The organism is Brevibacillus sp. HB1.1, from assembly GCF_013332445.1.
GTDB classification, from domain to species: domain Bacteria; phylum Bacillota; class Bacilli; order Brevibacillales; family Brevibacillaceae; genus Brevibacillus; species Brevibacillus porteri.
Window position 1 is genome coordinate 35214 of the sequence record NZ_JABMIV010000014.1, and the last position, 13334, is coordinate 48547.

At 47.8% G+C, this 13334-nt stretch carries 12 protein-coding genes; 10 read left to right on the forward strand and 2 right to left on the reverse strand.

What is annotated here, in order from left to right; genetic code table 11:
• Positions 1 to 3 precede the first annotated feature (3 nt).
• The 3 genes from dnaB (at position 4) to HPY27_RS26450 (ending at position 3168) form a co-directional block, all read left to right on the forward strand.
• Positions 4 to 1353, forward strand: coding sequence for a replicative DNA helicase (gene dnaB / locus HPY27_RS26440; RefSeq protein WP_017246818.1), 1350 nt, complete (start codon positions 4 to 6; stop codon positions 1351 to 1353).
• Between the two features lie 181 nt (positions 1354 to 1534).
• Entirely contained in the window at positions 1535 to 2821 is a 1287-nt protein-coding gene (locus HPY27_RS26445; RefSeq protein WP_017246817.1) for an adenylosuccinate synthase, read from the forward strand.
• Positions 2822 to 2952: 131 nt separating this feature from the next.
• Positions 2953 to 3168: a hypothetical protein gene (locus HPY27_RS26450; RefSeq protein ID WP_020477510.1), complete on the forward strand. Its 216-nt coding sequence runs from the start codon at positions 2953 to 2955 to the stop codon at positions 3166 to 3168.
• Between the two features lie 69 nt (positions 3169 to 3237).
• Here HPY27_RS26450 and HPY27_RS26455 read toward each other — a convergent pair whose 3' ends face one another.
• Entirely contained in the window at positions 3238 to 3693 is a 456-nt protein-coding gene (locus tag HPY27_RS26455) for a hypothetical protein (protein WP_173623510.1), read from the reverse strand.
• 173 nt (positions 3694 to 3866) lie between these two features.
• On the opposite strand from HPY27_RS26455, the gene HPY27_RS30460 reads away from it, so the two are divergent.
• The 6 genes from HPY27_RS30460 (at position 3867) to HPY27_RS26485 (ending at position 11072) form a co-directional block, all read left to right on the forward strand.
• Positions 3867 to 5363 (forward strand): LysM peptidoglycan-binding domain-containing M23 family metallopeptidase, encoded by a 1497-nt coding sequence (locus HPY27_RS30460; protein WP_017246814.1) that lies wholly within the window; start codon positions 3867 to 3869, stop codon positions 5361 to 5363.
• Between the two features lie 207 nt (positions 5364 to 5570).
• A complete protein-coding gene (gene yycF / locus HPY27_RS26465) occupies positions 5571 to 6281 on the forward strand; it encodes a response regulator YycF (protein WP_017246812.1) in 711 nt (236 codons plus the stop codon).
• A complete protein-coding gene (walK, locus tag HPY27_RS26470) occupies positions 6278 to 8101 on the forward strand; it encodes a cell wall metabolism sensor histidine kinase WalK (protein WP_017246811.1) in 1824 nt (607 codons plus the stop codon). The genes yycF and walK overlap by 4 nt, the downstream gene beginning before the upstream one ends.
• Positions 8098 to 9480, forward strand: a complete 1383-nt coding sequence (locus HPY27_RS26475) for a YycH family regulatory protein (RefSeq protein ID WP_017246810.1) — start codon at positions 8098 to 8100, stop codon at positions 9478 to 9480. The genes walK and HPY27_RS26475 overlap by 4 nt, the downstream gene beginning before the upstream one ends.
• Complete coding sequence (locus HPY27_RS26480; protein WP_017246809.1) at positions 9467 to 10240, forward strand: two-component system regulatory protein YycI; 774 nt, start codon at positions 9467 to 9469, stop codon at positions 10238 to 10240. The genes HPY27_RS26475 and HPY27_RS26480 overlap by 14 nt, the downstream gene beginning before the upstream one ends.
• Before the next feature lie 43 nt (positions 10241 to 10283).
• Complete coding sequence (locus HPY27_RS26485) at positions 10284 to 11072, forward strand: MBL fold metallo-hydrolase (protein WP_017246808.1); 789 nt, start codon at positions 10284 to 10286, stop codon at positions 11070 to 11072.
• Here HPY27_RS26485 and HPY27_RS26490 read toward each other — a convergent pair.
• Positions 11067 to 11303, reverse strand: coding sequence for a hypothetical protein (locus tag HPY27_RS26490; protein WP_174226354.1), 237 nt, complete (start codon positions 11301 to 11303; stop codon positions 11067 to 11069). The genes HPY27_RS26485 and HPY27_RS26490 overlap by 6 nt on opposite strands.
• Positions 11304 to 11584: 281 nt before the next feature.
• Between HPY27_RS26490 and HPY27_RS26495 the strand changes: the two genes are divergently transcribed.
• Entirely contained in the window at positions 11585 to 12817 is a 1233-nt protein-coding gene (locus HPY27_RS26495) for a S1C family serine protease (protein WP_017246806.1), read from the forward strand.
• Positions 12818 to 13334 lie beyond the last annotated feature (517 nt).

Here is a 13334-nt window from a genome sequence, read left to right on the forward strand (position 1 = left end):
GACGTGAGCGACCTGTTTTTGGATCGTGTGCCGCCACAGAACAAGGAAGCGGAACAATCGGTACTGGGTGCCGTGTTCTTGTCTAAGGAAGCTTTAATCACGGCCATTGAGATTCTCCGTCCGGAGGATTTTTACAAGACAGCGCATCAGCGCATCTTTCAAACGATGGTGGACCTTTATGAAAAAGGCGAACCTGTCGATCTGGTTACTGTTACAGCGGATCTACAGGACCACAAGCTGTTGGATGAAGTCGGTGGCGTTACGTATCTCACGGAAATCGCTAGCTCAGTTCCAACGGCTGCCAATATCGAATACTACGCAAAAATTGTAGAAGAAAAATCGCTGCTTCGGCGATTGATTCATACAGCTACCAAGATTGCCAATGACGGATATTCCCGTGAAGATGATGTCACGCAGATCATCGCGGATGCGGAGAAGTACATCATGGAGATCGGTCAAAATCGCAACAGTGGCGGTTTTACACCGATTCGTGATGCCCTTCTGGAAACGTATGAGCGGATTGAGTTTTTGAGTCAGCGACGCGGTGATATTACGGGGATTTCTACGGGATATACGGATTTGGACAAGATGACAGCAGGATTGCAGCGCAGTGACCTGATTATCTTGGCAGCCCGTCCTTCCGTAGGGAAGACGGCTTTTGCCTTGAATCTCGCCCAAAACGTAGCAGCTCGTGCAGGTGAGACCGTAGCCATCTTCTCCTTGGAGATGGGTGCTCCTCAGCTGGTACAGCGTATGATTTGTGCGGAGGGCAATCTGGATGCGTCCCGGATGCGTTCAGGGTCACTGGAGGAAGATGATTGGCAAAAGCTAACGATGGCAATTGGTACGCTGGCGAAAGCGCCGATTTACATCGACGATTCACCCGGGGTTACTGTACAGGATATCCGGGCGAAATGCCGTCGCCTTCAAACAGAGAAGGGCTTGGGACTGATCCTGATCGACTACCTTCAGCTGATTCATGGACGAGGCAAAGGAGATAACCGTCAGCAGGAAGTATCTGAGATCTCGCGTACGCTAAAAGGGATCGCGCGTGAGCTGAACGTGCCAGTTATTGCCCTGTCGCAGTTGAGCCGTGGTGTAGAGCAACGGCAGGACAAGCGACCGATGATGTCTGATATCCGTGAGTCGGGGTCGATTGAGCAGGACGCCGATATCGTTGCCTTCTTGTACCGTGATGACTACTATGACAAGGAATCAGAAAACAAGAATGTCATCGAAGTCATTATCGCCAAACAGCGTAACGGCCCGACCGGGACGGTGGAGTTGGCGTTCTTGAAAGAATTCAACAAGTTTGTTAACTTGGATCATCGCTTTCGAAATCAAGCAGGTTAATAGTTGGAATGGAAAAAAAGCCGGAGAAATTCCGGCTTTTTTTTCTATATTGAATTGCCGAACATATTAAGAACTAACTATATGAATGTTCGTATTTAGCGTTGACATGGGGAGTCTCGTTTAGTAAACTTAGATTGTTTCAGGCCCGAAAAGACATGATAATATCAGGAGGTGTTTTTCGATGTCAACAGTCGTTGTCGTCGGAACCCAGTGGGGCGATGAAGGTAAAGGTAAAATTACAGACTATCTAGCTGAAAGTGCAGAGGTAGTGGCTCGTTACCAAGGCGGTAACAACGCAGGCCATACCATTATTTTTGATGGTAACAAGTATAAGCTGCATTTGATTCCATCCGGAATTTTTTATAGTGACAAGACCTGCGTAATCGGAAACGGTATGGTAATCGATCCGAAAGCATTGGTAAAAGAGCTGGAGTACATTCATAGCTTCGGTTTTTCTACAAGCAACTTGAAAATCAGTGATCGCGCACATGTGATTCTGCCGTACCACATCAAGCTGGATGGCGTAGAGGAAGATAGCCGCGGTGCTAACAAAATCGGTACAACCCGTAAAGGTATCGGACCTGCTTACATGGATAAAGCAGCACGTATCGGTATTCGTATCGCTGACTTGTTGGATAGCGAAGAGTTTGCTCGCAAGCTCGAGCGCAACCTGGCAGAGAAAAACATGCTGCTGGAGAAAATGTACAACACAACTGGCTTTGAGCTTCAAGAAATTCTGGATGAATACTTGGCTCTGGCAGAAATCATTCGTCCTTACGTAACTGATACATCTGTTGTCCTCAATGATTCCATTGATAGCGGCAACCGCGTATTGTTTGAAGGTGCACAAGGCGTATTGCTCGATATTGACCAAGGTACGTATCCTTACGTAACGTCCTCCAACCCAATTGCGGGTGGCGTGACTATCGGTTCTGGTGTAGGACCAACTAAGATTCACCAAGTAATCGGGGTTGCAAAAGCTTACACGACGCGTGTAGGTGATGGTCCGTTCCTGACAGAGCTGACTGATGCAACTGGCGACCATATTCGTGAGGTTGGATTCGAATATGGTACGACAACAGGTCGTCCACGCCGCGTAGGCTGGTTTGACAGTGTTGTTGTTCGTCATGCTCGTCGTGTCAGTGGTATCACTGGTTTGGCGATCACCAAGCTGGATACCCTGTCTGGAATCGAGACCCTGCGTATTTGCACAGCGTACAAATACAATGGAGAAGTTATCGAAGCGTTCCCAGCGAACCTCAACCTGCTGGCGAAATGTGAGCCAGTTTATGAGGAGTTGCCAGGTTGGACTGAGGATATCACAGGCGTTCGCAATCTGAACGACTTGCCAGAAAACGCTCGTCACTACATTGAGCGCATCACGCAACTGACTGGTATTCCAATGTCGATCTTCTCCGTAGGACCGGATCGTGAACAAACTGTTATTGTTCGTGGCATTTACGGATAAGCAATAGACTATATAATAGAAGAAAGCTGTCGATCAATCGGTAGCTTTCTTTTTTTTGCAACGGACAGACACGAAACGACACCCTCTGGGCATATGGATAGACATAGGGAGAAATGGAGAGGTGAAAAGTGATGATGGGTTTTGGATTTGACCAAAAGGCCATGAAGCTACTGGGCAAAAATGTACAGGTAAAGATGATCAATGGCGTCGTCATCAAGGGAACCATGACTCATTTCAACAATGGCTACTTATGCTTTATCACCACATACAAACAACAAAATGACGCCGAGAAAACGAAAATACGCAGACTTGCGTTAAAAGACGTTACCTCGATGCAAGAGGTGTGAGTTCACAGATGTCCATAACGAAGTAAGCCATCTTTCCTAGTTAGATAAGGGAAGATGGCTATATTTATTTTAGATCATGCCTCCATACGATCGGATGATCTCGATTGCAAGATCACCTTGTTCTTCTGGTACGACTGCCGTTAACAAGACACTCCGATATAAATTATCGTCGCCCCGGTCTGCCATGCCGCTGGCGTCAGGATCTACTGCTGCCATAATGCTTGCATCCCTGCCGCTTGGGAAGTCACCTGCCAATGTAAGGCTGCCCAAGCTGGGAAAATCTCCGGAAATAGGATTCATGATCTGTTCATTCCCGTCACCAGGGAATTGTCCAATTCTGTCGATCTGAATGATGGAAAAACCAGCTTGTCGAAGTGCTTTTTCTGCCTCTTGGGCATCGTCTTCGGTTTGAAATCCTGCAAGAATGTTACGTTCCTTCACATATATCAGCTCCCAGTTATGATAAATGCTACCAATTATTTGTACATATAGTGACTCTACGGCTATTTTTTTATTCGACAGCAATTTACACTTGATGTTGTCGTTTATCTTATGGTAAAGTCGACATAGTTGGTTTCTTTAGGCAATTTGGCAGATAAATGGAAACTAAATTTTAGGATATACGAACTAATCAATAAATTAAAAATTTTCAGGAAATAGAACGAGCAAGTTGTATCTGTTTTCAGGAGGGACAAGTTATGCATTGGTCGGAATGGAAGGCCAAGCTGCAGGAACGGTCATCACGAATCGTTCGGGATTGCAGTGATCTGGCGAAACGTACAATGAAACGTACAAGCTCTTACATCCAGTCGCATAAAAAACAATCGCTTTCAATTGCGGCAGGTTTAGTATTGACGATTGCTGGTGGAGCATCTGCACAATACTATTACACAAGCAACGTCAATTCTGTCTATCATGTCAGTGTGAACGGCAAAGAGATTGGCGTGGTAAACGATCCAAATGTGATACATAACTGGACAGCAGCCAAGCTGGAAGAGGAAAAGGCAAAAACAGGCCTTAACTTGCAATTGGCTAACTATATCGCATTTGAAGAAGAGCGTGAATTCAAGGCACCGTTCAATAATGACGCCGCTGTACAAGCTCTGGCATCCGTAGCGGATCTCAAGGTTCAGAGCGTTAAGCTGACGATTGATGGCAAAGTGGTAGGTTACCTGCCAGACCAGCAATCAGCTGATGAAGTACTGGCTGAAGTGAAGCAAAAATATTCCGGAGTTCCTGCAACGACAGGGAAAAAGGCTATTGTAGCAGCAGCATCAGCAGTCCCAGTCAAACCAAATCCGGTAAAAGAAGTCGCATTTAAAGAAAACGTAGAGATGCAAACCGAAACAGTCGATGCATCTCAAATTTTGTCTGCCGATAAACTTGAGGAGTTGCTGGTAAAAGGCACCTTCAAGGATATGAAGCACACGGTCGTAGAAGGCGATTGCATCGGTTGCATCGCGAAGAAATACGGCATTACATCAAAAGATATTTACGCGAACAACCCAGGCGTCACGGAAAATACCGTCCTTAAATTGGGACAAGAAATCAATGTAACCGCAGTACGTCCACTGGTTACTGTACAAGTCAAAGAAGAAGTAGATCAGCAAGAGGTCATTGCATTTAATACTCAAATTAATAACAATGACAAGGTCCCTAAAGGCGAAACAAAAGTCGTACAAGAAGGTAAAAACGGCACTAAAACAGTTAAATACGAAGTTTTGAAAGAAAATGGACAAGTAGTCGATCGCAAAGTCATCAAACAAGATGTAACTGTGCAGCCTGTAACCAAAATTATGGAGCGCGGTACAAAAGTAATTCCATCGCGCGGGACAGGCCGTTTGAGCTGGCCTGCTAGCGGATATATCAGCAGCGGCTTCGGCAAACGCTGGGGCAGCATGCATAAAGGAATTGATATTGCCGGTTCTGGTTCTGTCATGGCGGCAGACAATGGACGTGTCACCTTCGCTGGTTGGAATGGTGACTATGGAAAATCGGTTATCATCGATCACGGCAATGGAATGAAGACATTGTACGGTCACATGAGCAGCATTAATGTGAAAGTCGGCGATGTTGTTAGCCAAGGAAAGAAAATCGGCGTAAAGGGTTCTACTGGACAATCGACCGGCGTCCACCTGCATTTTGAGGTTCTACAAAATGGACGAAACCAGAACCCGATTCGTTACTTAAAATAGACATGTAATTTCTGGATAAGAAAGGGCAACTCTTAGGAGGGGCCCTTTTTTTGTTGGCAGGGATTGAATGCCAAGCCCTTCTTTACATGGCGTACATGGTGTATTGTAGAGGAATAGTGAGGGTCGAAGTGGAATCCTTGAAGAGGCAGTTTGAGAGGAAACAGGTGACTGTTGGAACACGTACTTACAGAAAAAGGAGGGCGCAGGATGGCAAAACTCCTCGTAGTTGACGATGAAAAACCGATTGCAGATATTTTGAAATTCACGTTTGAAAAAGAAGGATATCAGGTCGTATGCGCCTACGATGGTGATGAGGCACTTGTCGTGGTCAAGGATGAGCGACCAGATCTGATTTTACTAGATGTTATGCTTCCTGGCAGAGACGGAATGGACGTATGCCGAACCGTTCGTCAAACGTATGATGTTCCGATCATTATGCTGACTGCCAAAGACTCTGAACTGGATAAAGTACTCGGGCTGGAATTGGGCGCGGACGATTACGTGACGAAGCCATTTAGTACGCGTGAGCTGGTAGCCCGTGTAAAGGCCCATTTGCGACGTAACCGCTCGAAAGTGGAGGAAAAGGATAGCCAGCATGTACTGCGCGTGCATGAGCTGGAAATCGATTTGAACTCATATACCGTCGAAAAGGTGGGAGAAGCATTAGAGCTGACGCACCGTGAGTTTGAGCTGCTGGTATACCTTGTTCGCCATCAGGGACAAGTATTGACGCGAGAGCATCTCCTGCAGTCGGTCTGGGGATTTGACTATTTTGGCGATGTACGGACAGTAGATGTGACCATCCGTCGTTTACGGGAAAAAATCGAGGATGATCCGAGCCAGCCGAAGTACATTATCACGCGGCGTGGTTTGGGCTATACATTACGCAATCCCGGCATGGGAGGCCAGCCTGGATGAGGCGGCTGTTCAAAACCGTTCAGTGGAAAATGGTCATCATTTACATGCTGTTGATTTTGCTTGCGATGCAATTTATTAGCGCCTATTTTGCCCGGGAAGTCGAGAGCTACTACATCAACAACTTTTCCGAGGCATTGAATGGACAAGCTAGTTTGTTAGCGAGTTTGCTGGAAAGCGATTTGCGCCCGCATGACGGGAAGGAATCCAACACCGAACAAAACCGTCAATACATCGACAACCTGATCAACAACCTGGTAAAAATCAATGGAGCGAATGTGCAGGTCATCGATCAGACAAGAACGGTGGTTGCGACGACAGAGGACAAAAGTACAATAGGACAGCGGACCTCGCAGCCTGAAGTGACGGTTGCCTTGCTCGGGACGCGCAGTGAATCGATGCGGATCGATCCGAAGACGGGGGCGCGGGTGAAAGTATTGGCACTACCTGTTAAGGGCGATCAGATCGTATACGGCGCGGTATACATGATCGCTTCGATGGAAGGCACTTATGCGACGATTGGTAAAATGAATGGTATCTTGGGGACAGGTACGATGATCGCAATGGTCATTACTGCGGTGCTCGGGGTCGTGTTGGCCCGCACCATCACCAAGCCAGTGAAGGAGATGACCCGTCAGGCACGATTGGTGGCAGACGGGGATTTTAACAGTAGTGTACGTGTCTATAGCGATGATGAAATTGGCCAACTCGGTATGGCCTTTAATCATATGACTTTGCGTTTGCAGGAAGCGATTTTGCAGCAAGAAGAAGAGCGTGAGAAGCTCGCGGGAATTTTGAGCAACATGACGGACGGTGTCATTGCCGCTAATCGGAATGGACAAATCATCCTGTTTAATCGTGCTGCAGAAGATATGTTGCAGGTGACAATGGCTGATGTCCTTCTCAAGAGACGCACCTTGTACGATCTGCTGGGTCTGCCGCCAGAGGATGAGATGTCGCTCTATGCGCAGGAAGAACCACTTTTCATTGAGATGACACTGCCGAATAAGGAAGAAGTGATCCTGCGTGTGACGTTTACGCCCTTGCAGCACGATAGCAAAAAAATGGGTGGGATCATCGCTGTCGTAGCTGATGTGACGGAGCAGCAACGACTGGAGCAGCAGCGCCGCGAATTCGTGGCGAATGTGTCGCATGAGCTGCGGACACCACTAACGACCATTAAAAGCTATGTGGAAGCGCTGCTGGATGGTGCGGTGGAAGATCCAGAGCTGTCCCAACGGTTCTTGAAGGTTACTTCGTCAGAGACAGAGCGCATGATTCGCTTGGTAAACGATTTGTTGCAGCTATCGCGTTTTGATTCGCAGGGGGTTCGTCTGCATTGTAAGGAAGCGGACATCAATCGATTGCTTCGCTATGCTGCCGATCGTTTTTCCATGTTCAGTGAGCAACAGGAGGTTCAGCTCAGCTTGGATATGCCGAGCAAGCTTCCGCTGGTCTATATTGATTTGGATGCGATCAATCAAGTATTGGATAATCTTTTATCCAATGCGATCAAGTATACGCCTCAAGGAGGCACTGTGGTTCTCATGGCAAAAGAGAACCACAAGCAAAAGCGGGTCCAAATCTCCATCACCGACACAGGAATCGGTATTCCCAGTCGCGATTTGAAGCGAATCTTTGAGCGCTTCTACCGCGTAGACAAGGCGCGTTCGCGCGGTCAGGGTGGAACAGGCCTGGGGTTGGCGATTGCCCGTGAATTAGTACAGGCACACGGTGCAGATATCGAGATTACGAGCGAATGGAACGTAGGAACGACAGTCACGTTCTGGGTGCCATTTGCCCAAGGAGGAAAAACGGGATGAAGCGGATGCTAGAGCCTGCCAAGACCGTCTTACTCAATCTGCTAGTGCTAGCCAGCTTTGTTTTGACAGCGATGTTGTGGTCGAATCAACCTAACCTTCAATTTATTGAGCCGGCAGAGTACACGCAGTCAAAGCCAGTTCAGGAAAAACAACTCGAACAGCTCGTTACGCCCGAATCCGTTGTTTTTCACTATGGGGAAGATCGCCACACAAAAGCATCCGCGACCGATGCTCCTTATAGTTTGATCGTGCGAGAAATGTCGAAATGGATCTTCCTCGATTTTTCTCCGCTCACCATCTCCAATGAGAAATGGGAAGATATTGCCCGGGAAAAGATGGGTTTGGAAGTGCGCTTTCGGAGCACGGTTCCCTTGTCAATTGTAGGTCGGCTGGTAACCTTTCGGGATGAGTTTGACAACCGAATGAAAGGGATTGACCGATTGTGGTTGTACTACGAGAAGGACGAGGATGTCGTCTACGCGTTATTTTTGTCGACTGAGGAAGGTCGAATGATGCGTTCTCGAACATCAATCAGCCCTAAGGATTTGCGAGAATCGTATTTGGCTTCTGGTGATTTAATGCCTGAGCAAATCATGAAAATCGTCAAACCAGAGCGAAGCTTCGTAGATTTGGAAGGACCTGCGCTGATGTGGAGCACCTACTATTTGCCCAAGAATCAGATGCGCATGCAGCAATTCCGCTACAGCTACGTACCTGTTACGAATGATAGATTGATCGAGTCCTACTTTATCGATCAGTCGCTCGTCAGACAGATTATGGAGCGGGACAAAACGGTTATTTTTACAGATGGCAGCAGATCGATTCAATTGAGATCGGAGCAGCAGGCGTTCACGTTTACTGATCCGGCATACCAACAGCGGGATCAGGAGCTGTCTGATGAAGAAAAAGTGCAGAGTGCCGTTACCTTCATGAATAAGCACCTGGGCTGGCTTGATGATTATCATTTTGAACGAATCAAGAAGAGCTACAATGAAAAGGACTTGATCACGTTCCGCCAGTACTTGGGGGCGTATCCCTTGATCAGTGAAGGGGAGGCCAAGCAGATCGATACCATCCAAATCACTTCAGAGGCAGGCCAGGTTGTGACGATGAGCCGATCGCTGCTGGATTTGGACAAGTATATCGATAACAAAGAGTGGACGGTTATGTCTGGTCCAGAGCTGTATCAATATATCCGCGACAAAAAGCTGGCGGACACAGAAAAAATCACGAACGCTTATTTGGCTTATCAGACCAAAGTAGGCGAAGGATACGTAGACCTGATGCCAATCTGGGTTGTGGAATTGACGAATCAGGCGAACCTGTATATTTCTGCGCACACCAATAAGGGAGGAGGGAAGGCGCATGGATTGGAGTAGGACCAAGACGATTCTGATCTGGGCCTTTCTTCTCCTCGATTTGTTTCTCCTGTATCAGGTGTATGTGACGCGCATTAGCCTGTGGAATGACAAGGAAGTCGCGCAGAGCGAGAAATGGAATACAGAGCTGTACTTGAATCAGCAAAATATCACATTGGATACAGAAGTACCGCAGGATACACCGGAAATGTCCAATTTGGATGCGGAGTATATCGGAATTAATCCGATTTCCTTGCATGAGATATCAGGACTTGAGGCGACGGTAGAAAAGATGGCGTTGGCTGCCAAGCTGGAACCACCGATTCAGATTCGTGGTCAACTGAATCCGCAGGAGCTCTTGCGTCAAATTGGACCGAGGCTGATTTATTCCGATCAGTACGTAGCCGATCCATATCAATCGAATCAAGCGCGGCTCTTGTATTGGCAGGTCTATGATAAAATGCCAGTATTCGTCGCTCCGTTGGAAATGTATTTGGACAACGGAACGATACTCGGATATAGGCAGACCTTTTTTCACCTTCGTAAGCAGCAGGGAGAAAGACAGGTGATCTCTGGTTATGCGGCACTACGCTCTCTGGTGGACAAGCAAATCATTTCGCCAGGAGAACGGATTGAGAATGTGAGCCTGGGTTATTACGGTTCTTACGATGCGGATATTCAGACGCTAGTGCCTGTATGGCGCGTGGTTCACGATGGCAAATGGCATTTTGTCAACGCGATTACAGGAGCGCTGGAGCGTCCGATGGTAACGCAGCGCTGAATAGATAGACAGCCTGGGAAAGATACGGGAAGAGGGATGTTCGGTGAGATTTAGTGTGTTGGCAAGCGGGAGTACGGGCAACGCCATTTATGTGGCGACAGACCGTGTCTCCGTATTGATCGATGTAGGCATTACAGGAAAGCAGGCAGAAGCGGCACTGGAGACCATTGGTGTCAATCCGGCCGATCTGAGCGCCATTCTCGTCACCCACGAGCACGTCGACCATATTAAAGGAGTCGGCGTCATGGCGCGGCGATATGGATTGCCGATTTACGCCAATGAAAAGACATGGTCGGAGCTGGATGGGCAGATCGGGACGATCAAGGAAGATCAGCGACGCTTCTTTTCTGTGGGGGAAAAGAAAGAGTTGGAGGATTTGGGCATCGAGTCATTCGGAATCTCGCACGATGCCGCCGAGCCGATGGGCTTCTGTTTTTATGATGGCAAGAAAAAGCTCAGTGTCGCGACAGATTTGGGGTATGTCAGCGATCGGATCAAGGAGACTATTCGTGGAGCAGATGCGTACGTGTTCGAGTCCAATCATGACGTTGAGCTGTTGCGCATGTCGCAGTATCCTTGGAGCATCAAGCGACGTATCTTGAGTGATGTCGGGCACTTGTCCAATGAAGCGGCGGGCGATGCTTTGCTCGATTGTCTAACAGGTGGGGCAGAACGTGTATACCTCGCCCACTTGAGTAAGGAAAACAACATGATTGATTTGGCCCGACTGACGGTCAAAAACATCTTGGAGGAGCGAGGGCTATCTGTTGGTGACGATGTGCATCTGCGTGATACGTACCCGGATCGGCCTACCAAGCTGGAAGAGCTATAAGATCGGTTTGATCCCCGTTTGACGACTGGCGATGCGCTCTGTGAGCTTCGCGTACGTATCGATATGGAAAGTTAATTGTGTATCGAGCTCGTTCACTTTGGCAGTCAGCTCGTCATGTGTCAGCAGTCCTTTGGCTACTAGCAGCTCGATCAAGGCATGCAGGACAAGCGTATTGTGGTAGTCTACTTCCTGAAGGTCAGCCAGCTTGGCGATGAGGTGGACTTCTTTCAAGTCTATCAATCCTTTCTATTTGGTCTGGCAGAAAAAAGCTTTTAATCTATCATATCCGTGCTCTCGGAGAAATATTCCGGGAGCTTTTTTCTATTCCACAACCTTTCCATAATTCTCACGCCATTTTGCCGAAAGCGGGTCGTATACTAAGGGTGTCAAAAGGAAACAGACAGCAACGAAATCAATCATGCAAACCAATTACGGCGCATGTCATTGTGTATACGAGCATCCAAAACCTGTAAAGCTAGTAATGGTAGAAAGTAGAAAGGGGAGTATGAATCATGGGTTTCTATGATGATTTAACTCATGTAGAGCGGAAAAAACAACGCGGTTCTAGTATTGGACGAATGGTTGTGACATCGGTAACGTCCGCTGTAATTGGGGGGATGGTCGTCCTGCTCACGCTGCCGACTCTCTCCAATGCCGGATATATTAATATGGTTAAGCCTGGAACAGAAAATGCGCTAAGCAGCAATGCCTCTTCTTCTAACCCGTTTGCCAAGCCAGTATCTGTAAGTGTGGGCTCTGGTACAGTAGATGCGGTGAAAAAAGTGGAGAATGCGATTGTTGGTGTAATCAACATCGGTCAGCGCAGAAACAGTTGGATGCAGAACTCGATGGATGTAGAGCAGGGCCAAGGCTCTGGTGTCATCTTTGAGAAAAAAGGCGGAAAAGCCTACATCGTTACCAACTACCACGTAATCGATAAGGCGCAAAAACTAGAGGTCGCCCTGCCAACAGGTGAAAAAGTATCGGCCAAAGTGGTCGGTGCCGATGGTTACACCGATCTGGCAGTACTGGAAATCGACGCTGCCAAGGTTACGGACGTTGCTGAGTTTGGTGATTCCTCTACCTTACAGGTGGGCGAACCGGCCATTGCCATCGGGAATCCGCTGGGTATGCAGTTCTCCCGGACCGTCACACAAGGCATCATCAGTTCCAAAGAACGCTCCATGCCAATGGACTTTAACGAAGATGGTCAGGACGACTGGGAGCTGGATGTCATTCAAACAGACGCAGCGATCAACCCTGGTAACAGCGGTGGTGCCCTCGTGAACATCGAGGGTCAGGTCATCGGGATTAACACCCTGAAAATTTCCAAAGCCGGTGTCGAAGGGTTAGGTTTTGCCCTCCCGATCAATGATGTCAAAGTGATCGTGGACCAGCTGATGGAAAAAGGTACGCTGGCACGTTCTTACCTCGGTGTGCAGCCGCTCGACTTGGCAAATGTACCGCGCTACGAATGGAAAGAAACCTTGAATCTGCCTGACAATGTGAATGCTGGTGTCGTTGTGCAAACAGAGGTAGGCAAATTCTCTCCTGCGGGTGAAGCAGGCTTGAGACAATTCGATGTCATCGTCAAGCTAGATGACAAGAACATTTCCAATAGCGCGCAGCTGCGCAAGTACTTGACGATGAGCAAAAAGCCGGGCGATACAATGGAGGTTACGTACTATCGTGACGGTATCCAGAAGACTGCCAAAGTGAAGCTGACCGCTCCGCCACAGCAGTAAGAGGTACTGACCAAGCCATTTTGCGGGCAGGCATGGGAAGGAAACAAACGTTGACGGGCAATTCCGGGATGCATTTTATCCCGTTTGCATATATGCAGCATCTGAAGTTCCCCCCTCTATCTATTTTTAAATAGATCCCTTCTTAAGAGCGCCGAGCTGATACGGCGCTCTCTTTTTTTCGTTAGACGGGTTTTCGGTGGAAGAGAGAAAAAAGAAGAAAACGCTCAAGTTCTTGGGATACCTGCTGGGGGTTAGACTGCCCAGCTCCATGTAAAAAAAGAAACCCGCGTCCAAAGTCGTGCCTCTAAGGAGTATCTCAGAGGTGGACGCTAAAGGCAGGTTTCTTTTTTTCCATTGCGCTTCGGTTGGTATCCCAAAGACTTTCGCCGTTTTCTTCTTTTTTCTCTCTACAGCTTTTAACTGTCGGTCGAAGTTTTACAAACAAAAGCTATAAAATACAGGGGCTTATGTGTGCAAACTCATCGATGTCTTTTTGGGGGATTCATTTGTTTTGTTG